The sequence below is a fragment of the Streptomyces sp. NPDC048481 genome (assembly GCF_043200075.1).
In the GTDB taxonomy this organism is placed as follows: domain Bacteria; phylum Actinomycetota; class Actinomycetes; order Streptomycetales; family Streptomycetaceae; genus Streptomyces.
Window position 1 is genome coordinate 1 of the sequence record NZ_JBICXC010000010.1, and the last position, 21632, is coordinate 21632.

At 67.8% G+C, this 21632-nt stretch carries 23 protein-coding genes and 5 pseudogenes; 19 read left to right on the forward strand and 9 right to left on the reverse strand.

Annotated features, from left to right (window positions below; translation table 11 throughout):
• The first annotated feature begins 1035 nt into the window (after positions 1-1035).
• Positions 1036-1437: a hypothetical protein gene (locus ACGFSH_RS26245; protein ID WP_393352851.1), complete on the forward strand. Its 402-nt coding sequence runs from the start codon at positions 1036-1038 to the stop codon at positions 1435-1437.
• A 34-nt stretch (positions 1438-1471) separates the two neighbouring features.
• Here the strand turns inward: ACGFSH_RS26245 and ACGFSH_RS26250 are convergent, their stop codons facing one another.
• Positions 1472-2023, reverse strand: coding sequence for a transposase (locus ACGFSH_RS26250; protein ID WP_393352853.1), 552 nt, complete (start codon positions 2021-2023; stop codon positions 1472-1474).
• 444 nt (positions 2024-2467) lie between these two features.
• Between ACGFSH_RS26250 and ACGFSH_RS26255 the strand changes: the two genes are divergently transcribed.
• Positions 2468-2803 (forward strand): hypothetical protein, encoded by a 336-nt coding sequence (locus tag ACGFSH_RS26255; RefSeq protein WP_393352855.1) that lies wholly within the window; start codon positions 2468-2470, stop codon positions 2801-2803.
• A 113-nt stretch (positions 2804-2916) separates the two neighbouring features.
• On the opposite strand, the gene ACGFSH_RS26260 is transcribed toward ACGFSH_RS26255, so the two are convergent.
• From ACGFSH_RS26260 to ACGFSH_RS26270, 3 genes are all read right to left on the reverse strand, one after another.
• Positions 2917-3273: a hypothetical protein gene (locus tag ACGFSH_RS26260; RefSeq protein ID WP_393352856.1), complete on the reverse strand. Its 357-nt coding sequence runs from the start codon at positions 3271-3273 to the stop codon at positions 2917-2919.
• A 505-nt stretch (positions 3274-3778) separates the two neighbouring features.
• Entirely contained in the window at positions 3779-4045 is a 267-nt protein-coding gene (locus ACGFSH_RS26265; RefSeq protein WP_393352858.1) for a hypothetical protein, read from the reverse strand.
• 237 nt (positions 4046-4282) lie between these two features.
• The gene (locus ACGFSH_RS26270) at positions 4283-4582 is read right to left on the reverse strand and encodes a DUF6308 family protein (RefSeq protein WP_393353274.1); all 300 of its coding nucleotides are present in this window, start codon (positions 4580-4582) and stop codon (positions 4283-4285) included.
• On the opposite strand from ACGFSH_RS26270, the gene ACGFSH_RS26275 reads away from it, so the two are divergent.
• The 3 genes from ACGFSH_RS26275 to ACGFSH_RS26285 all read left to right on the forward strand — a co-directional run bounded on the left by ACGFSH_RS26275 (position 4581) and on the right by ACGFSH_RS26285 (position 7011).
• Positions 4581-4703, forward strand: coding sequence for a hypothetical protein (locus tag ACGFSH_RS26275; protein WP_393353296.1), 123 nt, complete (start codon positions 4581-4583; stop codon positions 4701-4703). The genes ACGFSH_RS26270 and ACGFSH_RS26275 overlap by 2 nt on opposite strands.
• 870 nt (positions 4704-5573) lie before the next feature.
• Positions 5574-6476 (forward strand): aldo/keto reductase, encoded by a 903-nt coding sequence (locus ACGFSH_RS26280; RefSeq protein ID WP_393352860.1) that lies wholly within the window; start codon positions 5574-5576, stop codon positions 6474-6476.
• Positions 6477-6747: 271 nt separating this feature from the next.
• A complete protein-coding gene (locus ACGFSH_RS26285) occupies positions 6748-7011 on the forward strand; it encodes a DUF6896 domain-containing protein (protein ID WP_393353276.1) in 264 nt (87 codons plus the stop codon).
• A 5-nt stretch (positions 7012-7016) separates the two neighbouring features.
• On the opposite strand, the pseudogene ACGFSH_RS26290 reads toward ACGFSH_RS26285, so the two are convergent.
• Positions 7017-7836, reverse strand: a pseudogene (locus tag ACGFSH_RS26290) (IS5 family transposase).
• 377 nt (positions 7837-8213) lie between these two features.
• Here ACGFSH_RS26290 and ACGFSH_RS26295 point away from each other — a divergent pair.
• Positions 8214-8342: pseudogene (locus ACGFSH_RS26295) on the forward strand (IS5/IS1182 family transposase); the annotation flags it as partial.
• A gap of 16 nt (positions 8343-8358) precedes the next feature.
• Here the strand turns inward: ACGFSH_RS26295 and ACGFSH_RS26300 are convergent.
• Positions 8359-8787, reverse strand: a complete 429-nt coding sequence (locus ACGFSH_RS26300; protein ID WP_393352861.1) for a VOC family protein — start codon at positions 8785-8787, stop codon at positions 8359-8361.
• Between the two features lie 210 nt (positions 8788-8997).
• Between ACGFSH_RS26300 and ACGFSH_RS26305 the strand changes: the two genes are divergently transcribed.
• Positions 8998-9582 (forward strand): STAS domain-containing protein, encoded by a 585-nt coding sequence (locus tag ACGFSH_RS26305; RefSeq protein WP_393352863.1) that lies wholly within the window; start codon positions 8998-9000, stop codon positions 9580-9582.
• A gap of 610 nt (positions 9583-10192) precedes the next feature.
• On the opposite strand, the gene ACGFSH_RS26310 is transcribed toward ACGFSH_RS26305, so the two are convergent.
• The gene (locus tag ACGFSH_RS26310) at positions 10193-10444 is read right to left on the reverse strand and encodes a hypothetical protein (RefSeq protein ID WP_393352865.1); all 252 of its coding nucleotides are present in this window, start codon (positions 10442-10444) and stop codon (positions 10193-10195) included.
• Positions 10445-11014: 570 nt separating this feature from the next.
• On the opposite strand from ACGFSH_RS26310, the gene ACGFSH_RS26315 reads away from it, so the two are divergent.
• The 11 genes and pseudogenes from ACGFSH_RS26315 to ACGFSH_RS26365 all read left to right on the forward strand — a co-directional run.
• A complete protein-coding gene (locus ACGFSH_RS26315; RefSeq protein WP_393352867.1) occupies positions 11015-11218 on the forward strand; it encodes a cold-shock protein in 204 nt (67 codons plus the stop codon).
• 327 nt (positions 11219-11545) lie between these two features.
• Positions 11546-13057, forward strand: coding sequence for a DEAD/DEAH box helicase (locus tag ACGFSH_RS26320; protein ID WP_393352868.1), 1512 nt, complete (start codon positions 11546-11548; stop codon positions 13055-13057).
• 52 nt (positions 13058-13109) lie between these two features.
• Complete coding sequence (locus tag ACGFSH_RS26325) at positions 13110-13514, forward strand: CBS domain-containing protein (RefSeq protein WP_393352869.1); 405 nt, start codon at positions 13110-13112, stop codon at positions 13512-13514.
• A 54-nt stretch (positions 13515-13568) separates the two neighbouring features.
• On the forward strand, positions 13569-13880 hold the full coding sequence (locus ACGFSH_RS26330) for an SCO5918 family protein (RefSeq protein ID WP_393352871.1): 312 nt from the start codon (positions 13569-13571) through the stop codon (positions 13878-13880).
• 338 nt (positions 13881-14218) lie between these two features.
• Complete coding sequence (locus tag ACGFSH_RS26335) at positions 14219-15457, forward strand: PP2C family protein-serine/threonine phosphatase (protein ID WP_393353277.1); 1239 nt, start codon at positions 14219-14221, stop codon at positions 15455-15457.
• A gap of 226 nt (positions 15458-15683) precedes the next feature.
• Positions 15684-16031: a hypothetical protein gene (locus tag ACGFSH_RS26340; RefSeq protein ID WP_393352874.1), complete on the forward strand. Its 348-nt coding sequence runs from the start codon at positions 15684-15686 to the stop codon at positions 16029-16031.
• A gap of 147 nt (positions 16032-16178) precedes the next feature.
• Positions 16179-16775 carry a DUF5994 family protein gene (locus tag ACGFSH_RS26345; RefSeq protein WP_393352876.1) on the forward strand — a complete coding sequence of 199 codons (597 nt, stop codon included), beginning with the start codon at positions 16179-16181 and terminating at the stop codon, positions 16773-16775.
• Between the two features lie 11 nt (positions 16776-16786).
• Positions 16787-17059 (forward strand): hypothetical protein, encoded by a 273-nt coding sequence (locus ACGFSH_RS26350; protein WP_393352879.1) that lies wholly within the window; start codon positions 16787-16789, stop codon positions 17057-17059.
• A gap of 161 nt (positions 17060-17220) precedes the next feature.
• Positions 17221-18149: pseudogene (locus tag ACGFSH_RS26355) on the forward strand (DUF5933 domain-containing protein); the annotation flags it as partial.
• A 192-nt stretch (positions 18150-18341) separates the two neighbouring features.
• Positions 18342-18698 carry an SH3 domain-containing protein gene (locus ACGFSH_RS26360; protein ID WP_333738836.1) on the forward strand — a complete coding sequence of 119 codons (357 nt, stop codon included), beginning with the start codon at positions 18342-18344 and terminating at the stop codon, positions 18696-18698.
• 189 nt (positions 18699-18887) lie between these two features.
• A pseudogene (locus ACGFSH_RS26365) lies at positions 18888-19292 on the forward strand (transposase); the annotation flags it as partial.
• A 54-nt stretch (positions 19293-19346) separates the two neighbouring features.
• On the opposite strand, the gene ACGFSH_RS26370 reads toward ACGFSH_RS26365, so the two are convergent.
• Positions 19347-20357, reverse strand: coding sequence for an AraC family transcriptional regulator (locus ACGFSH_RS26370; protein ID WP_393352881.1), 1011 nt, complete (start codon positions 20355-20357; stop codon positions 19347-19349).
• 359 nt (positions 20358-20716) lie between these two features.
• Positions 20717-21030, reverse strand: a pseudogene (locus ACGFSH_RS26375) (transposase family protein); the annotation flags it as partial.
• Between the two features lie 26 nt (positions 21031-21056).
• Here ACGFSH_RS26375 and ACGFSH_RS26380 point away from each other — a divergent pair.
• Entirely contained in the window at positions 21057-21620 is a 564-nt protein-coding gene (locus tag ACGFSH_RS26380; RefSeq protein ID WP_393352884.1) for an aldo/keto reductase, read from the forward strand.
• Positions 21621-21632: the final 12 nt, after the last annotated feature.

The window sequence follows — 21632 nt, forward strand, 5'->3', positions numbered from 1 at the left end:
CCCGCGGAGCGGGATATGCCCCGGCAGGCCGGGGCATATGGAATTCGCTTCGCGAATTCGTGAAATCCGCAAGCGGATTTCTGATAAAGCGCTGCGCGCTTTATGTAAGCATTTCCGCTTCGCTCCAATGCTGAAGCGGAGCGCAGTTCCCGCAAGCGGGAACTGCGGGCGTCCGCTGCGCTCCCGCCCTGCCGGCTTCGCCGGGAGGACGACTGAGAGAGTGTCTGGCGGGAGTGGCCCGACACCCCCTCAGTTCCGTTTGCGCCTCGCGGCCCGATTGGCGGCCAGCAGCGAGCCGAACATGAGGATCAAGCCGACTGCCACCAGGATGCGAACAGTGCTGGCGCCATCGCTTATCCGCCATACCAGCAACGTGATACTCCAGCAGAGCAAAGGCCATAAAACCCACGGTGTCCACCGGTTACCCGGCACGGCCCATGCTGGCGGCGTACGCAGGTCAGAGCGTTCCGTCATGACTCTCCCTTCCGTCTCCTCCATCGCCTGCCCTCGACTGCCGCTTTGCAACACATCTGCCGGGTAACGAAGATGAGGGTTTCTCGGGGGAGATGGGGGTGGGGTACCTGGCTACGCTCATCCTCCATAGTGGCCTTCGATTCCGGGATGGCGTTCCGGTGCTTCGCCCGGAGTGTGGGCAGGGGATCGCAGAGCGATGCATCACAGTGGAGTGCTGTGTAAGTTTTGGAGTCAGGCCGGCATGCCCCCTGGTGCGGTCAGCGCCTGGCGGCGGCGGGGGTGATCTGGCAGCTGCGTCGGCTGCAGGCCCGCAGCGATAGCCCACGACTCCACAAATTAGACCTTTGATTTGACCCAGGCGAGGCATGCATGAGGTCGTTTTCCTCGGCTCGGCCGAGGATGGCGGGCATGCCCTCGATGTCCTCGGTCACGTGCTGCGGTGGCCTGCACCTTAAAAGCTCGTAACACGATCGTGCGCCCCAGCCCCGGTAGTCGTTGGTGGAGCGTGGGAGCGTGGCCCTGGATCGTGGGCGATGACCTGTAATGGGGAAGATGGGCTGGATGAGCGTGGTGTGGGCGGCGACGTCGCCAGAATCGGGACTGTTCTATCCGGTTGAGAGATGTTCCGAGGTGAAGGATCTGTCAGACCGCTTCAACGAGCTGCGTTCGCGTGGTCAGGGATATGTCGAGGTTCGCTCGCCGAACAGGGAGTTCCCGGTGCTGAGCCTGGCCTTCCGAGATGATCACGCGGTCGTGCATCTGATGAGTAGCACTGAGCGGATGTCTCTGCTCGTAGGAGACGGCACCGTGCCTTCGGATGCCGAGGTCGAAGTCCCGATCATGGATGACCTCGCAGCGTTCACGGGCGACTTTGTTCTGGACATCGGTCGGGCGTGGTACCTGCGGCACAGCTTCACCCAGACGCAGGCGGCCGGCCCTCTGGGTGAGTGGTGTGGGTTGTAGCTAAAGCTCGTGGACGGTCATGATCGGTGCTTCTTCAGTCGCCTCCAGCAGATGAGGCCGCCAGGCCAATGGGACGAAGGAGCTCCACGACGTAGCGGATCTTGCCCAGGCCCTTGATGTTCGGGGCGCCCTTGCGGGAGACGACCGGCAGGACTCGGCGCTTGCGTAGCACCTCGCGGTGGCGGTTGGAGTCGTAGCCCTTGTCGCCGAGCAGCGAATCGGGGCGGCGGCGTGGCCGGCCGGGACGCCCGGATACGGGAGGAATGCCGTCGACCAGGTCGAGGGTCTGGGTGACGTCGTTGACGTTGGCGGCGGTGGTGACCTTGAGCGGGGTGCCGCGTCCGTCGCAGATCAAGTGGTGCTTGCTGCCCGCTTTCCGCCGGTTGAAGACTCCTGCCTGCTGCCACCTCTCCAGGCGCCGCCAGCAGGTCTGCCCGGAGCCGAACCTCGACTCCAGGGGCAGGAGTTGCCAGGCTATGTCGTTGTGGAGGACGTAGAGGATGCCCTGCAGACACAGTCGGTCCACCCCCAGGAGCGGCCCCGGCGACCGCTCCGGCCAGGGCGGTAGCAGCGGCTCGATTAGCATCCCCAAGTCATCATCCACGATCCATGGCCGAGTACTCACAGCCTCCCGAACGGCCGAATCGTCACATCGGTCACGCCCGACCAGGGCACCTCAACAAGATCGTGTTACGAGCTCTTAGGGATGACCCGCCCCCGGTTGGGGCCGACGTCGGTCATGTCCAGGAAGAGGATGCCCACAGCGTCCCCGCCCAGACCTGCTTTGATCAGCTCCAGGTTGGGGTCTGCACCCAGGCCGCCGTCCGACCAGCCATACAACCCGAACCAGCACAGGTGCTTCAGCAACTCGGCCTTGGCGGAGAGTACACAGTCAGTTGGCGAAGAGTGCACACCCCTCACCACCACCTTGCTAGGGCCATGACACGGCGAAAAGATCGCCAACAGGTGGAAGGAATCACCTGTGCGCCTTGACCCGGCTCACAAAAAGCGTGTCAAAAGGGGAGAACACATGCGCAAGTTGAGCGCTGTCGCCATAGCCGTATCGTCCTTCGCCTTGGCGATCGGTTCCGCGAGTGCGGCTTCGGCAGCACCGAGCAGTCAGGCGGGTGGCGCTTCCGACGTAAGCGTCACGGCCAGCTGCCTGAAGGTCCTCGACTGGTACAACAGCGGTACCGGCAGGTACGTGAAGGTCAAGAACTCGTGCGGCCACAAGGCGTGCTTCTCGGTCACCGTCGCAGCTCGCAGCGACCCCGATTTCTCCATCGGGGCGAACAAGACCGAGAGCTTCCGCTACGGCGGCATCCTTTGGACCGAGGGATCGGGAATCAAGGAGAAGAACTGCTGAGCCTGGCCGTGTCTTGCCCATAGGGCTTTTCCCGTCCGGTGCTCTACGACGGCGCCCCCGTCCCCTGACGACCAGGGGACGGGGGCGCCGTCGTAGAGCACCGGAATCCCCTGTTAATGGCCGGCCGTAGGGCTGTGCTGCCCAGGCGATTGGGGTGCGTCGTCTGTTGGAGCGGCAGCAGGCAGGGAGCTGTCGCACAGGCGCAGCATCTTGGGCGGGCCCTGACGCTTTTTGACGATGACGTGGGTGTCCTTGCCTGCGCGGCGCCAGGTGAAGGAGACGTTCTCCAGGGCGAGTTTCTTGACGATGAGGTCGGCGACCAGGTCCTCGGTGAACCGCATGTGGACGGGGACGTCGATGCGTATCTGCGCGTCGTCGTCGGAGAAGTTCCTGGGTATGTGGAGGTAGCGGCGCGGGCAGGTCAGCTCCGCCCAGCGGCACGGCGAGCGCTTCGTAGGGGCGTCACCCACTCGCGCATGGACTCCCGGCGCTTGCGCGTTGCCAGTCCGTACACAGCACTGCCCACGGCTGCGGCGGAGACCAGGCCGATACCGCCGCTCTGCGCGGCGGCGATGGCAGGGCCCGAGTCGCGCACGGTGGCGACGGTGGCGTCCTCGTTCTCTCACAGCGCCCAGTAGCCAGCCCCGCCAGTCGCGGTCAAGCCGCTGACGCGGAAGCGCTGCCACCCAGCCCGGCAGGAAGAACGGGACACCCTGCCTTCGCCCTCGGGCAGGACGCGGGTGCCCGCACGTCAGAACGTCGCGTCGGTCTTCCGCTCCCCGTCCACAGAACGGCCGGCCAGGAACCATCCGATGGCCGAACATGAGAGATTCGGCGGACTCCTCCACAAGCTTGTCGAACTTCGTCTGTCACGGGTTCAATGGCGGCGAGCCAGAGAAGCGGCAGGCGTGGTGGACGTTGTCTCAGAAGGCGCAGCTGGCAGACATCGGTACGAGGTCACTACACGACACCTAGTTACACGATGTTGAAGCCTCTGCCGGCGTCATAGATGTCGACCTCGATAATGACCACGGCGGATGGGGTCGCCAGGTAGTGCACCATGACGCTCTCGGTCCAGGTCGAGCGGATGGCGTCATCGTCTCTGTAGGCGAGGTGGGTGTGTGGGCCGTGCGGGTCGCTGGCGATCTGGTCGACGATGTGCAGCAGTGTCTTCCGGTCATCGGTCGGGATGTAGTCGCGGAATCGTCCGGCCTGCTCGGTGAAATGAACACATCGCTTCATCGTGGATGGAGTGTACGTCGGTCAACTCGGGGCTTGTCACAGCCATTCGTTGAGGGCTGCAGGCGCAAGGGCGCGAGGGACGGGCTGGGCAACGCGCCGGGAGCGGGCCGCCGTGCTCGCGGAGCTGGGACTGCCCGGCGCCGGGGGAGGGTGGCCGCTGGGCTGGCAGCGCCACTACCAGGTGCTTGCGACTCCGCCGCCACCAGCCGACTACTCACCTGCGTGGGCCCTCCAGCCTCAGGACCGCGCGGCCAGCGGCTCTCCGGCCCCGAGCCCACACCCCTCCCCCACGCCCGCGGCCACTCCACGCGAACGCCCGGGACCCTCACACGCCAGAACTTTGGAAGTGCTCCCTCGCTGCCGAGGTCGGCGAGGGAAGGCGTGACCCTCCGCCCGGTGCCCCATCCACACCGCCACATCGCATACCCGCAGCGCACTCACCGTCTCCGGCATTCCCGCAACCTGGCGCGGCACGAGCAACTGACGGTGCAGAGCAACTGACGGTGCAGGCACGGTCGTCCGCCCGGAGCTCTGCATGGAGGGCGCCAGAAGGACGGCGGCCGCCGAGCCCGAGACCGAGACCACCACGAGGCAGCAGGCCACAGCCCTGGGCAGGGACACGGACGTGCTCAACGCGTCCACCGCAGACCGGCCGTAGCGGGCGGGATCACAACGATCGCGAAGCGGCGGCCAGGCGGACGGCGGCGGCACCGAGTAAGTGATCGCCCTCACCCGCTGTGCGTCCGACGCCGAGGTACTGCCCCAGCCCGGCTTCGGCCCCGCCCACCGAAGCAGGCTGCCCCGGCCCCGACCTGCGGATGTGCGAACACCGCCAAAGCCCCACCGCAGCGTGAACCGTCACGACGCAGATCCCCGTGCCGCGCTCCGACGAGGACTGCGACTGCACGCGGCCTCCCGCAGCCGCGACGGCGGCGAGCGTCGGTGGCCGAGCGAGGGCCGTGACAGCTCAGCCCGTGACGTTCGGTGAGCATGACAGGGGGTCGAGTGCCGTCGCCTCACAGGCTCACAGGTCGCCTCCCGCAAAGTTGTCCATCTGGGGATTCACGGGGTCGATGTCATAAACAAACAGGGTGCACCGGACATTCGGGCCCGCAGGATCCCAGCCGTGTCGCACAGCTGCCTGCAAGGTTGCCCTCGGTGATCAGGTCCGGAGCGGTGGCTCAGCGACCTACGCCGCAAGGAACTGGACTGAGCGGCACTGCCCGCCGCTCACAAGCCAGGCCCTGGACGGGGCCCACGACGTGTGGGTGAGCGGCTGCCCTTCCGGCCATCAGGTGCGTGATCGCGCCGTATCAGTATTTCCAGCAGACAGCAGCCTGATCGCTTTGTTGTGGTTCGAGTGCCTACGACGTCCTGACCGAACGTCTCTCAACAGGTTCAACGGCCGGGCCGCGACGGTTCGTTCCCGATACGGATGTGGTGTTTCACCCAGCCTGTTGACCTGTCGCAGCACCTCGCAGCCGCCGCATACTCCAGACCCTGACGAACCAGCAGGTGAAGGAGCACGGTGAACGCAGCAGCAGCGGCAGCAGGGACCTGGAAGCTCGGAGACCTGGAGGTGAACCGCGTCGGCTACGGCGCGATGCGGCTGACCGGCAACGGCATGAGGGGGAACTCCGACGGCACCCCGGTCGACCGCGATGTCGCCGTCCGCCTGTTGCACAGCGCGTTCGAGCAGGGTGTCAACCACATCGACACGGCCGCCTTCTACTTCTCGCCGCTGCGCTCCGCAAATGAGCTCATCAACCGAGCCCTCGCGTCCTGGCGCGACGACGTGATCGTGGCGACCAAGGTCGGCCCGGGACGCGCGCCCTCCGGCGAGTGGCTCTCCATGGCCCGCCCGGACCAGCTGCGCGGCCAGGTCGAGGAGAACCTGCGCCAGCTCGGCCGGGATCACCTGGACGTGGTGAACCTGAGAAGCGACGGCATGGATTCGGTTGCCGAGCACTTCGCCGCCCTCGCCGAGCTGCGCGCCGCGGGCCTGATCCGGCACCTCGGGCTCTCCAACATCCGGCCGCAGCACGTCGCCCAGGCCCAGGCGATCGCGCCCGTGGTCTGCGTGCAGAACTCCTACGGCCTGGACTGGCGCCGCGCCGACCGGAGCGGGCTCGTGGACCTGTGCCGGGAACAGGGCATCGCCTTCGTCCCGTTCTTCGCCATTTCCAGCCTGCAGCGCGAGGCGCCCCCCGCCCGGGAACAGGACACCCGCGTCCACACAGTCGCTCGCGCCCACGATGCCACGCCCGCCCAGATACGGCTGGCCTGGACCCTCCACCGCGGACCCCACATGCTGGCCATCCCCGGCACCGCCAACCCGGCCCACCTCGCCGAAAACATCGCCGCCGCAGCCATTCGCCTCACCGAGGAAGAACTGGCCCTCCTCGACCTGCCGGGCCAGGCCACCGCCTGAGACCGCCTGTGTCCGGACCTCGGCCGAGGGTTCAGACACAGGCACTAACTGATCGTTTCAGACTGTCCAGCGGAGACGCTGGCGGCCCATGGAGCAATCCCTTCGGCCACGAGTTCAGGGGGGAATGACGCCGTATGGAACGGTTGGGGCTGCGCGAGACCTCGTGCTCGGTTACGTCCGCACTCTGAACGCGATTGACGAGGCCATGAGAGTGGCGATCCCCTTGCTCGGGTGACTGGCAGACGTCGTCGGCCTGGCCCGTTCGCGCCGGATCAACCAGAGTGATCACATCGGCACCTACTCCCACAAGGTTCATGGGGCAGGGTGCCGCTTCGTGTGCGACAACGGCACCGAGGTCGACGGGGGCTTCGCAGCCGACGGGAGCGAAGTCTTCGACCTCTGGCAGCTGCGCGGGTATGGGCTGAGCCTGCCGGAGCCTCTGGACGTCACGGATCAGGACCTGCGGTCCGCAGTGCGGTCGCTGCAACCACTTCTGAACGAGATGCGGCAGGGGTGGTTCAGCGTAGCCAACTGATCGCTTCAGGAGGAGGTTCGTAGGCGACGGAGGCATATGAGGGCTGCAGGCCAGTTCGAGCAGACCCTGATGGAGATCAGCGCGTCGTTCGTATCGGATGCCGAGCCGTTTGAACTGGTGCAGCCGAGCGAAGGCACGCTCGACCACCCGGCGCACCTTACCCAGTCCGGAACCGTGGGCGACTCCGCGTCGGGCGATCAGCGGCTTGATGCCGCGCTTCCACAGCAGACTGCGGTACTTGTCGAAGTCGTAGCGCCAGTCCGCGAACAGACGCCGGGCTTGCGGAGAGGGTGTCCCCGCAGACCTCGAATCGTTGGGACGGCGTCTAGCAGGGGCAGGAGCTGGGTGACGTCGTGTCGGTTCCCGCCGGGCACCGTCACGGCGAACGGGGTTCCGTGGCGGTCGACGATCAGGTGGTGCTTGGAGCCGGAACGGGCACGGTCGACAGGCGAGGGACCGACGTGATCCCCCCTTTGAGAGCCCGGACGTGTGACCCGCCCAGTGAGCAGTCGTCCAAGTCCAGCAGGTCGGTGCGGCACAGCTGGGTCAGCAGGACAGCGTGCCGGCGTCGCCAGACGCCGGCCTCGGTCCAGTCCCGCAGCCGACGCCAGGCCGTCACTCCGGAGCAGCCCACGGTCTCTGCAGGGACATCACGCCACGCGACACCGGTCCGCAGCACGTACATGACGCCGGCGAGTCCACTCGACCGGGCACACGCAGCCGCCCGGGGTAGTGGTGGCGCCATTCGGGAGCGGGCGGCAGAAGTGGGACCACCCGCTTCCACAGGTCGTCAGGAACAAGATCAGCATGCTCCCCCCCGGACACCCTGTCGACCAAGATCGCCGAGCACAAGACCCGCGACTCAACTCATTCTGACACGATCAGTTAAGCCCGCGGCGCCAACCCGGCCCCCTACCCCGTCCCTCGCCGCAAGGACACCACCACGATGAGCACTCTCCCGCCTCCGGTCACCGACCCTGACCCCTCGACGTTCGTCTGCCTGGGAAGCCAGATCGGTCCCTGCTCCGCATGCCAGCGCAAGGCCTGGAAGTACGGCCACGACTGCAGCCCCCGCTGCCGGTGGTGCGCGGCGCCGGTCCTAAATCCGCCCTTGCTACGGGTTGTGAGGCGGGCGGAGTCCGTCTGCGGTACGAGGAGCAGAGTGAGGACCATGGCCACGACCGCCAGCGGGGTACGCACCCAGGGTCGAGCACGCCTTCGCCCGCATGAACACCTGGAAGATCCTCCCCAAATGCCGCCTGCGCGGCGACGGCGTCCACACCGCCATGCTCGGCTTCGCCCGGCTGCACAACCTCGCCCTCACGGGATGACTCCCGCCCCAGACGCTCAGTCGATACAGAACTCGTTGCCCTCGATATCCAGCATCGGGATGCATGAATCATTGCCGTCATACAGCGTTTGCACGTGTACCGCGCCGAGGGGGACCAGACGTGCGCATTCAGCCTCAAGTGCCGTGAGGCGCTCCTTTCCCACCAGTCCGGTGCCGACCCGCACATCAAGATGCACCCGGTTCTTGGCAGCCTTCCCCTCGGGGACGCGCTGGAAGTACAACCGCGGGCCCACTCCTGAGGGATCAAGGCAGGCAAACCAAGAATCCCGCTGCTCAGGTGGCTGTGAGCGCTTGTAATCATCCCAAGTGGCAAACCCCTCCGGTGGCGGCGGTACGACGTATCCCAACACCTCGCACCAGAAACGAGCGAGACGCTCAGGTTCTGCGCAGTCAAAAGTCACTTGGAACTTCTTGATCACTGACATCAGTGCACCGTACCAAGGGGACTTGGGGTTCTACCGTTCACTTTCTCGAAGGGTCTGCCCGCAACCCCATCAGGCGCCGAGCCATCTAGGACATCAAGTGATCAACTCGGACAGCCGCGAGGAGGACGCGGCGCTGGCGGCGGAGCCGGGCTCCAGGATTCAGCCCTGCCTCTCACCCCCTTCGCCTCGGATGCCCTGTACCCGTCCCCCATGCCGGCTCCGCCGCGCGGCGCGGTGATCTATCAGTTACCGAGGCCACGTGCGTCAAGCACACATCGCGACCGGTCACTCAGCCTGCTTGGCGGGTGCGTTGCGTGTCCAGGACTCCAGCCGGCCCCGGCTTGGCAAAGCCAGGCGAGGCCAACGCGCGGTAGCACCCTGCTCTGCTCCTGCCTGTGTGCCTCGCTTGGGAAGCGCTTTCGGCACTGTGCCGGTGTAAGCCTTTACCCGGGCACGCTGGCGGCCGCTGTCGGGTCTGTGCGACGTTGGACGGACAACCAGCCTGGTTTGGCAGGAAGCCCCGCGCCGCTCCTGGCGGTCACGTCACGTGGCCGGGATGCGGTGCGGGTTGTCTTGCTCGACTGTGCGTGCCCCCACGTCACGCGCTTGATACCCCTGGCATGGGTGTCCTTCATGGACTCCACCGGCCTGAACCTCCTGCTGAAGCTGCGCCGCCGCCTCCTGGCCGAGGGCGGCCACCTCCTCGTCACCGGCCTGCAGCCCCAGCCCGCGCACGTACTGCGCGTGACCGAGACCGACACGCTGCTCACCCCCCACGCCATACAGGCCGCTTAACCGCTCGGAACCCCTCAGAGCCGCATCCACGAGCGCCGGGCCCCCGAAAATGGCTTCTCTCTTCGGGGCCCGTCGTCGTGGCGGTGAGCCAGTGGCTTCGGCGTCGGTCGACAGCAGCGCCCGCGTCCGGCGGACGGTGCCGTGGTCACGTCGCCGAGGCGGTAAAGGAGGTGGGCGCCGTGCTTGTCAACCGGCACGGAGAAAGGTCTGGTCGTTGACGCGGGCGAGCGCAGGTGCGGGGAAGGTGTACCGAAGGGGCCAGCCGGAGGCCGGCCCCACAGTCCGGCCGAGCGATACTGGGCTGCTGGCGGTGTCGGACAAGGCCAGCCGATCACCGGTGCAGCGACCTCTGCCCCGCCGGGAGCAGCAAGCAGCTCTTGGGACAGCGTGAAAACCAGATGGCATGGAAAGGACCTTAGCCGTCCGTGGACGGCGAAGAGTGCGAGAGGCTGCCTGCCCAACCTCGCACCCGTCGAGTCGTCCGCTCCAGCCATGCGGTCAGGGGCAGCGGACCCGGGTTGAGCGCGTACGCCCCGCCGACCGACTGCAACGCGACCGGCAGCTCGGTCAGCGCCAGCGGGTTCCCGGCGGCCTCCTCCAACAGCCGCCGTCACGCACATCGCAGAACGGGATCGTGCAGCGGTTCATCACACGGGGTCCTCGGTCCCGGACTCTGGAGGGCGATCAGAAACAGACGCAGCCGGATGAACGCCTTCTCGGCGTCTCTGATCTGGCCAGATTCCTCACCGGTGTCGACGCCGTCGGCTGCAGGGAGCCATCGCAGCGCCGGGGCAAGCACGGGAATGAAGTCGCCCATGAACCAGGCGAGGAAGCTGTGCGCGGTGGCGACCGCCGTTGCCACAATCCCCAAAGCGTCGCGATCATGAGGTGTTCCACGCGTACACCGTGGCAACCTTCGCCGCGCACTGCATCGCCATTTCCCCCGCCGCCTACTGACCGCCACATCACGGCACGCCTGCCGGCCTGCCCGCTCGCTCGTTCGCCCGACCGGCAGCCCGGATGCGCGGCGAGACCGGCGCACGGGCCCCCGGGGTACAAGCCGGGGTGGAAGTCTCCACCCCGGTCGCGCTCTTTTGAGCGCTTCAACGGCGGCCGTTTTTCCTGAGGCACTGAGCTTCGTGGCGGTCAATATCTATGGCCACGAGGTCAGGGTTTGCATGTCGTGTGGAAGGTGTTTTTTTGCTGCAGCGAGAAGGGCGAGTCATTTATGACCCCCTGCCCGCCGTCTCGTGCTATTGTCGATCTCAGTTGCAGTTGTGGTTCCCAAAGACTTCAAGCGCCTTCGTCGGCATCTTCAGCCGCTGGCGCGCTTTTTTCGTGTGACCGGTCATCTTCCGGGCGGGGCATCATCGCGGCGACCCGGTATCCGTGCATCACGGGGCCCGGCGTACTGCCCAAGAGGAGATATGACATGGCGTCAGGCACTGTGAAGTGGTTCAACGCGGCCAAGGGCTTCGGCTTCATCGAGCAGGACGGTGGGGGCGCCGACGTGTTCGCCCACTTCTCGAACATCGCCGGACAGGGCTTCCGTGAATTGCTCGAGGGCCAGAAGGTTTCCTTCGACATCGCGGCGGGCCAGAAGGGCCCGACGGCCGAGAACATCGTCCTCGCCTGACGTTGACGCGCACTTCGTAGCTGGGGCCCGCATCCCTCGGGGTGCAGGCCCCGGCTGCGGACGTCTCCTGCAGTGGTGCGACCTGCGGGACGAGAAACGTGCCCGGTCCCTCGTCCATGGGCGCGCACGCCTCGCCGCAGGCGAAAACCGGTAAGTGTCCGGGATTTCGCGTCCATAGGGCGTCAGGAATTCCGTCGATGAAATGCGCACCAGACTGCTGCACCCCTAATTCAGTTTCGCATTCCCTTCGGTTCGTTCTCGTGACTCCCTGCGCTGCTTTTGTTGCGGGAATTCCTTGACGCGTGCCGTATCAAGGAAGGGTTCTCGATGAACTCCGCACGTACGAATGACCGTTCTTCCCGCCGCAACCGTGGCGACGGCCCCGCTTTCGGCGCCGCCGCCGGTTCGAAGCGCGGCGGCCGTTTCGGATCGTCCGCCCCGAGCCGTTCAGCGGGTCCGAGCCGTTCGGGCGGCTACGGCCGGCGTACCGCAGCGGTCCAGGGCGAGTTCGCCCTGCCGGAGACGATCACTCCCGCGCTTCCCGCGGTCGAGGCGTTCGCCGACCTCGACATGCCGGGGCAGCTGCTGGCGGCGCTGACCGCGCAGGGCGTGCGCGTCCCGTTCCCGATCCAGGGCGCGACCCTGCCCAACACCCTCGCGGGCCGCGACGCCCTGGGACGCGGGCGCACCGGCTCCGGCAAGACCCTGGCCTTCGGCCTGGCCCTGCTGGCCCGCACCGCCGGACAGCGCGCCGAGCCCCGCCAGCCGCTGGCCCTGGTCCTCGTGCCGACGCGTGAGCTGGCCCAGCAGGTGACCGACGCGCTCACCCCCTACGCCCGCTCGGTGCACCTGCGTCTCGCCACGGTCGTCGGAGGAATGCCGATCGGTAGGCAGGCTCATGCGCTGCGCGGCGGCGCCGAGGTCGTCGTCGCGACGCCGGGCCGGCTCAAGGACCTCATCGACCGCGGTGACTGCCGGTTGAACCAGGTCGCGATCACCGTACTGGACGAGGCGGACCAGATGGCCGACATGGGCTTCATGCCCCAGGTCACCGCGCTGCTGGACCAGGTGCGCCCCGAGGGCCAGCGGATGCTGTTCTCCGCCACCCTGGACCGCAACGTCGACCTGCTCGTCCGCCGCTACCTCACCGACCCGGTCGTCCACTCCGTCGACCCCTCCGCCGGTGCGGTCAGCACGATGGAGCATCACGTGCTGCACGTCCACGGCGCGGACAAGCACTGGACTACGACGCAGATCGCGGCGCGCGAAGGTCGGGTGATCATGTTCCTTGACACCAAGCACGCCGTCGACCGGCTGACCCAGGACCTGCTCAACAGCGGAGTGCGGGCCGCCGCCCTGCACGGCGGCAAGTCACAGCCGCAGCGCACCCGCACCCTGGCCCAGTTCAAGACCGGGCACGTCACCGTGCTCGTGGCCACGAATGTCGCCGCCCGCGGCATCCACGTCGACAACCTCGACCTCGTCGTCAACGTCGACCCGCCGACCGACCACAAGGACTACCTGCACCGCGGCGGACGCACCGCCCGCGCCGGCGAGTCCGGCATGGTCGTCACCCTGGTCACCCCCAACCAGCGGCGCGACATGACCCGCCTCATGACCACTGCCGGCATCACGCCCCAGACCACCGAGGTCCGCTCCGGCGAAGAGGCACTCGGCCGGATCACCGGCGCGCAGGCGCCCTCGGGCATCCCCGTGACGATCACCGTGCCCGTCGCCGAGCGGCGTCAGCGCAGCACGTCGTCCTCACGAGGCCGACGCAGCCCCGCCTCAACCGCCCGGCGCACGACCCGGCAGTCCTCGTTCGACGCGGCGGCGTAAAGACTTCGCGTTCAGGTTCAGACAACTGGTCCACCTCTGCAGGAGGCACGTTTTGACGACGGTTCAGATGCAACCCCTGGCGATGCGCGTCGCCCCCGCGCCCAGGACGGTGGCGGACGTCATGGAGATCGCCGGACCGCAGGTCTGCGACGACATGACCGTCGAGGTCGCCCTGTCCGTCATGGCAAGCGCCCGCACCGGGCACTTGCTCGTCTGCGACGACGACGGGGTGTGCACCGGACTTCTCACCTGGACCCAGCTCACCGCGGTCCGCGACAGCTCCGTGTACACGGACCGGGTCCAGCTGCGGGACATCCTCGTCGACCCGGGGCCCTTCGCCTCGCCCGTGACCACGATGGCCGAAGCCGAGCACTCGATGCGCTACCGCCACCTCGATGCCCTGCCCGTGATCGACGAACACGGCAACGCCCTAGGAGTCCTCTCCCTGGCCCGCTGACCGCCTCGACCGCGCGGCAGAACCATCCTCTCGTTCTTCTACTAGTGAGGCACCATGCGCTGTGTCATCGCCCGCTTCCCCTTCGACCTCACCAAGATCGGCGTCGTGGAATCGATGAAAGGCGTCAAGCCGGAGGAAGTCATCGGCGCGTCCGTGACCATCGGCCGTCGCACCTACCCCGTCAAGCAGGTCGGGCAGGTCATCACACGCCAGGACCGCCGCGACTTCAGCGCCGACGAGGTCCTGCGGGCCATGACCCAGCTCGGCTTCACCTGCCGCGACCTCGCCCGGGCCGCCACACCGGGGCGCATTCTCAGCCCGTTGCAAACGGCTTCCGCGATGCTTGGGGCCCCCACGGCCGTCTGACCGACGAGCAGGCGCGACCCGCCGTCGCAGCAGCAGCAGTGAACTTCGCCGCCGTCACCGTGCATTTCAATGCCGTCCCTCTGGCTGCCACATGGGGTACATGCGGCAGCGCAGGGCGCACAGGGGCCGGACCTCACCGCACACGGCCCGAGAACGGTGAGCGCCGGGCGGCTGGGTACCCGGACGCGGGACACCGGGTGCCATATGACCTGTCCGGTGTGGGACTGGCCACCGCCCGCCCGCATGTCCGCGACCGCGAGTCCTGAGCGGCATCGAAGCGAGAACGAGGAGGCGCCGTGACCGGATGGGGGTCAGACGGCAATCGCGCGGGCGACGCGTTGACGCTGGTGGAGACTTTGGAGGCGGCGGAGGCCGCGGCGCCCGTGGAGTCGCTCGATGTGGTCGCACGCATGCTCAGGGAGCGCCTGGGGGCGGCGTCGGTGTCCTTCCTGATCACCGACTTCAGCGGCAGCTCAGTCGTACGGCTGGGCGCTGCTGGCAGTGTCGAGACCGATGAACCGGCCCGGCGCATCCCGCTGCGAGGCACCCTGTACGACGAGGTGATCCGCAGCCAGCGACCGGGTGTCGAGGACAAGGGCGATGGTGCGCCGGTGCGGATCGTCGCTCCGGTGACCAATCGCGGGGACGCCATCGGCCTCCTGGAGCTGTTCCTTCCGGCGGCGCCGGATACGGAGACAATGCGGGAGATCGGTAAGACGGCGCACGCGCTGGCCTACATCGTCATCGCGAACCGGTCCTTCACCGACGTCTACCAGTGGGGCCGGCGTACCGTCCCGCTGAGCCTGGCCGCGGAGATCCAGCACCGGTTGCTCCCGGCCTCGCTGGCATGTGAGGCGGCGCAGTTCGCAGTGGCCGGGGCGCTGGAGCCTGCCGACCACGTCGGGGGAGACACCTTCGACTACGTCATCGACCGGGACGCCGTCCAGCTGTCCGTCACCGACGCCATGGGCCACGACGTCGCCGCCGCGCTGCTGGCCACCCTGGTCGTAGGCGCCCTGCGCCGGGCACGGCGGGCAGGCACCAGCCTCGAGGAGCAAGCCCACCAGGCCGACCAAGCCATGCGCAAGCACGGACATGGAGGCTACGTCACCGGTCAGCTGCTGCGGATCAGCCTGCTCGACGGCAAGACCGAGTTCATCAACGCCGGACACCCCTGGCCGCTGCGGATACGGAAGGGGAAAGTGGAGCAGATCGTCCCGAAGGTCGATCTGCCTTTCGGCTTCCAGCCCCCGCACCACTACCGCGTGCAGTCGCTTGACCTGCAACCCGGCGACCGGCTCGTGATGCTGACGGACGGCATGCTGGAACGCAACGCCCAGAGCCTGGACCTGGCGGACCTGACCGTCCGCACCCGCGGGTTGCATCCCCGCGAGGCCGCTCGCACCCTCATCGGGGCGATCGTCGACGCCGGCCACGGTCACCTGGAGGACGACGCGACCGTCATGTGCCTGGACTGGCACGGAGTCGGCCACTCCCAGCGAGACGCCGCCACCGGCGCCGACCTCACCGACGCCTCACCCCCGTCAAGAACGGGACCAACCGCTGCAGCGCATTGAATTTCGGGCCGCATGGCCGGTCCCACACCACCAGTCGTGCGGTTTTCCGCAGGCGGGCGTCTACCTCGCCGCCGAGGTCGGCACGTCTGTGGCGCCGAAACCGTGGAACCCGGTCATCGGGTTCGCGGTTCGCAACAGAGCCGCGGGCCGGCGTGCTCATGCGACTGCCCGGAACGGGCCGTGGAGAAGACCAAGGACGCCTTCAGGCGGAACGGAAGTGGCCCCGATGATGTACGACCAGACACGCGCCCGGCAGCCGGCCGGCCAGACTCCGGGCCAGGCCGGACGCCGCAGCCCGAGCCCTGAGACGCTGCTCCCGTCGGACGAACAGGACAAGATCGTCCAGCGCCTCCGGCACGCCTTCAACACCTTCGCCGACACCCCGCTCGAGGCACTGCAAGAGGCCGAGAGCGCCTACGACGAAGCCAGCGCACAGCTAGTGAACGCCCTCGCGGAACGACGGCGTCTACTGCGCGCTGGCTGGCAGGACCAGAACCTCGACGCACAGTCCGACGAACTTCGGCACGCACTGAGGCAGTACCGGGAGATCACCCAGAGACTGCTCCGCATCTAGGCGGCCATTCCTCCGCGTCGCGGCCGAGCGCGGAGTAGTGTCGACAGTACCGAGAGCACTTCGCACACCGGCTTCCACGCTGGGTCGTTCTCGGCGAGAGATGAAACCCGGGCCGCCGCAGAGGCGGCCCGGAGACGGGTCCGCATCATGTCGGCGACCTTGCACCCAACCCTGCCGCACCCCGAGCCCGTCGCAACCCCCGCCACGCGTCTCGCCCTGAGGACCGACGGCGCCTCCCATGGACTCCTGGACGGTGCCTGGTGGCCCCGCTCCCGGGATCTGTTGAGTGAACTGCCCGCGCTGACCCACGTGTTGGACCCCCTGTGGGGCCGCATCACGCGCATCGCCGTCAACCCGAGGTACTGGCCGGTCATCCCGCGCAAGGTTCCCGTCGCTGGCCACATCGTCAAGGTCGGTTGGTTCACCCCCGAAATCGACCCGCACGGGCTGCTGCTCCTCTCCTACGGCACCGGCCGCTGGGACCTGCTGATCATTCCGCCCGAAACCGGAGCGGAGTCGGCGGCCCGACTGATGGCCGCCGCGTCCCACTGCGACGGACCGCCCCTGACCGCTAGCGCGCTCATCGCCGCGGACGAGGCCCGGCACGGCGTCACCTCAACCGCCGAATCACTGGACCTGGACGAGGCATGGGAATACGAGGGCGGCGCCTGGACGGTGTTCGCGGCCGCCCCCCACCAGCCCGGTCCGCCCAGTCGGCGCAGTCGCCTGATCGTCGGTATGTGAGGGCGGCCGCCATGAGTGCCTTCCTGACGGCCGCCGCCTTCATCGTCCTCATCGCAGCGGCGGCATACGTGATCCACCGGCTCAACATCGAGCACGCCGACAGAATCGCCGAGCACCGCTACAGCGCCGCCCTGCCCGGCCACCGCCGGCGCGGCACGCTGCCCCCGAGAGAACCCGGCCGGTCCCAGTCGCCGGCCTCCGGCGAGCGACGGGACCACCGCGACGGGGGCCGTGGCCGCTTCCCGCCCCGCCGCCGACGCAGCCCTACCACTCGCCACACGTGATCAGCCGGTTTCCGTCACCAGGCGCGAATGTGCCAGTGGCGGCCCGGGCCCGTGAACAGGCATCATGACTCTTCCGCAACTGACCGTCCAGCGGCATGACCGGGGGCACACGAGCACTGATCACCCTGGCCGGCGAGATCGACCCGGTCACCGCGGCCCAGATGCGGACCGCCCACGTCGTCTTCTGGCTCGTGCGACGGGCTGTCGGCGCCGAGATGATGTTCGGCAACGGCGCATTGTGGGTGACCTTGGCCTGCGGTGTCATCGCCGTCACGCGCCGAACCGGCCGGGACCATGTCCTGCTGCTGAAAGGCGTGGGACTGGACTGCCCTGCTACTGGTGGCCGGCCGCAAGAGCGGGTTCGCCTGGCTGCTGATCACCTCGAAGACCCGCTCGACGGTATTGGATCAGTACGTGGCCACCACCGATCACGCCTTGGTAACCCGTCGTGGCTGGCGGGCCGGGTCGTCGCGGCCACCGGCACGGTCGGCGCCCACATTCTCGAATGGGTCTACATCCAGCTCCCGGTGGCGGCTGCCGCGGTTGCGCTGTACCAACTGCGCCATGTGGCGGTGGAGCGCCGCTTCCCGGGCCATTATCTGGTCCGCACCTTCCTGGTCATCGGACTGCTGGGGCCCGGCATCTACATGCTCTTCCCAGTGGTCGGACCCGTCTTCGCCTACGGCGCCGACGGGGGGACACTGGGCCGTGGCCACTTTGTGGCCGCACACGCCGCCGCCGGTCGGCACTCCACAGCCGATGCCTTTCGACGCGGTCACCCCGCGCAACTGCATGCCCCCTCTGCACACGGCATGGGCCACCGCGATCTTCATCCATACCCTCAAGGGCCCATGGGTGTTGCGGTTCGCAGGCGCGTTCTGGCTGATCGCCACGCTGGGAGCAACCCAGGGCTTCGTCTACCACTACGGCGCGGACATCATCGCCGGTGTGGTGTTCACCCCTCACCATAGATATGACGCTGCGCTCGCTCGACCGCGGCTGGGAGCGGTCGGCGAAGCGCTTCGTCGTCTACGGCGCGGCGGTCTTCAGCGCCCTCTTGGCGTCCTACCGCTGTCCGTCTGCCCAGATGCGCCCGGACCGCTGTCACCGTCTTCAAGGCGTACCGGGTCGCGGGTGCAACCTCCGGCGCGGGACGTTCGGGCGCCGGACTTCCCTGTGTCGCAGTTTTGTAATGGCAGTTGACGGATTTCGTCTGCGTGATCTTGACTCTGTAGGTCGATTCGCACAGCGTCACACGATGCTCAAAGCAAACGGGGAAACCATGCGTGTACGTCGAGCCATGACGGCTCTCTCCCTGACCGCCTCCCTCGCTGTTCCGGGGTTGCTTCTCGCTGCCGCTCCGGCAGAGGCGGCCTCGGGCTGCTACATCACGGCGAGTTCGGCGAACATCCGTTCCAAGGCGTCGACCGGATCCACCAGCCTTGGCGTGGCCTACAAGAACAACAAGTGCACCGAGAAGAGCTCCACCTACGCCGGCGGCTACACCTGGTACAAGGTCAAGATGACCACCGGCAACGCCAAGGGCAAGACCGGTTGGGTCCGAGACGACCTGATCCACGTACCCGAAGAGGACGTCCACACCTGCATCCCTGAGGACACTGCCTGCCACACCGGCTGACTGGCCGGCGCGAAAAGGGGTCCCGTCGCCGTGGGCGGCGGGACCCCGCGTTGTCTCACGGACAGCGCGACCATCGCGGACAACGGGACAGGACTGGGAGTGGCGTGGATCATCGTGCTTTGCGGCCGGAATCGGCGGGTTCGGCGAGCAGGCCGATGGTGTGGATGCCGTGGCCGTGAAGGGCTGCCGCCTGTCGCCCAGGCCCTGACCTCATGCCCGGCACGAGGTCAGGACCGCCGCAGTCCTCCTGACCGCCGTCGGCAACGCCAACTCGTTCCCGAGCGCCGCCCACCTCGCCTCCTACGCCGGCCTCGCCCCCCGGCGCCAGGCAGTCGGAAACCTCCGATCCGCGGCGAACAGCCCCAGAAACGGCAACCAGCAGCTCAAACGGGCGATGCTTCTCTCCGTGATCGCAGCCCTCCACGGCCCCGCCTCCCGCAGTTGTCACGACCGCTGCCGAGCCCGCGGCGAAAGACACACACCCAGGCTCTCCTCCGCCTCGCCCGCCACCGCATCGGCGTCCTGTTCGCCATGCCCCACGACGAAACCCTCAACGAGCCGAGCACCCAACGCACCGCTCGACGAGAGACATAGCGGCAGCCGGACCGGTCGCCCTTTCTTAGGAGGCGGGCCAGGCGCGCAGCGTCGTCACTCCGACTCCCCCAGCCGCCGTGCGAGCTCAGCGTGTACCTGGCCGCGGTATTCCGTGGGCGGCACCCCGTATGCGCTGCGGAAGGCGCGCGTGAAGTCGGAGGCGCGGACCATGCCCCAGCGAGTGGCGATGGTGTGGACGGGTGTGCAGATGAGGTTGGGATCCGCCAGGTCGCGGCGGGCACCTTCGAGACGCTGGGCCCGGATCCATGCCGCGACCGTCTCGCCGGGGTTCTCCTCCTTGAAGATCCGGTGCAGGTAGCTCAGTGAGATGTGGTGCGCGGCCGCGATTACGGACGGGGCCAGCTTCGGATCGTGCAGGTTCCGGCGGATGAACGCCTGGATGCGCGTCGTCAGGGCCCGGCGCCGGGTTTCCGGCGCCAGCGCATCCTCCGCCTCCAGCACCTGGGCGAACCAGGCTGACAGCAGGTCGATCAGGACGGTACCGAGGCGAGGTGCGTCGGACGGCTGGAGGGCGTCGGCCTGCTGCTCCAGCCCGGTGAGGAACCCCGTCAGCAGGGCGCCCACCCCCTCGCGCCCGGACAGTCGCCGCCCCAGCAGATGCCGGACACGGGCGGGCGGCAACGGCAACAGAGCCTTGGGAAAGTCCACGCCCACCCCGGTGAGCGCCTGACGGCCCAGCCCGGCCGGCACGTGCACTTCGTACGGCCGCGAGGTGTCACTCACCCACAGGTCGCTCGGGCCGTATGCCTCGGCTCGCCCCACATGCTCGAAGCCCAGGGCGCCGCCGAGCACCAGCGACAGGTGGTACATCTCCGGATCGGACTGCCGCACCAGCTTCTCGGTACGGCGGAACCCCGTCGGCAGGTACGACGTCGGCCAGGCCAGCACCGGCCCGAGCTCCAGCAGCCTTTGTCGCGCCCAGAAGTCGTCGGCGAACTGGCTGCTCATGTGGCTGGGGGCGATCGCCTGGTGCATCAACTCGCGCCAGTACTCGAACCGATGCTCCTTGGGCGCATCGTCGCTCCGGAACACTGTCCCGATCATGCCGAGGCCAGTGTGAAGCGGCGTACAGGACGAAGTCCGCCCAGGCAGCAGGAAGAAGGAGGCGCCAGGGGCTGGTGGTGTTCTCGGACGGGCGAAGACGCCGCGCATGGTGAGGCTGCGGCACCGGCGTTCCGCACACCCGTATCGAGGTCCTGGACGACGAGCCCGCTCTCCTGCTCGTCGAAGTCAACAACGGCGGCGAACACGAACTCCCGCTCCTCCTCGGAGTTCTGGAACGAATGACACCTGACCGCCATCACAATACTGCCCATCGGCTGACCGGCCCGCGCCGGTCGCACCGGCCGGTCTCAACGTGCCGAACAGCATCCGCAGCTCCTTCGCGAGCTCACGGAGTTCTTTCAGCGTTGCCGCTCCAGAGCGGGCACGGCCGCGGAGATTGACGACATTCGATTGGGACTGCACGGGGACTTGCGGAAGATCCACCAGGACTTCAGTCGTGCGACGCCGCCTTCGACCGGGCCCGTGCCATTGCCCGCGCTCCGCTGATGGTTCGCTGAGTCGGGGTGAGGTCGCGGCCCGGCGGGCGTCTGAGCGGTGTTGTCCCCCATGGGCCGGCACCGATGTAGGCGCGGTCGGCGAGGATCGGGACGCCCTGGCGTTCACGGTTCCGGAGGGTCCGGCGAGCGCGGGCCGCAGTGAGACCGCGACCCCGACGTTCCGGTCGGGGAGGTCGCCGGCGTGGTCGGCGAACTGATCGCCGAAGGCAAGGTGAAGTACGTCGGCCTGAGCAACGTCGGCCCCCAGTACATCCGCCGCGCCCACGCCGTCACCCCGGTCTCCGTGCTCCAGTACGAGTACTCGCTCTTCGAGCGGGAGGTCGAGGAGAAGTCCTTCCCGTCCTGCGGCACTCGGCATCGGCCTGGTGCCCTACTCCCCGCTCGGCCGCGGTTTCCTCACCGGCCGGGTCAAGCCCGCCGGCGAGTACCCCGCGGAGGACATGCGCAGCGTTGGCAGGGCGAGAACTACACATACAACGTGCAAGCCACCGAACAGCTCAAGAACCTGGCCGACACCAAGGGCATCACCACCGCCCAGCTCGCGCTGGCCTGGCTGCTCGCCCAGGGCGAGGACACCGGGCCCATTCCCGGCACCCGCAGCACCAAGCGGCTTGAGGAGAACGCCGGCGCCGCCGACTCCCAGCTCTCGGCCGCCGATCTGGCCCGCATCACCGAGATCCTTCCCCACGGCTCGGCAGGCAGCCGCCCCCTGGCCGCGGTACTGTCCAGCTTCACCACAGACTGACCGCGCCGGGAG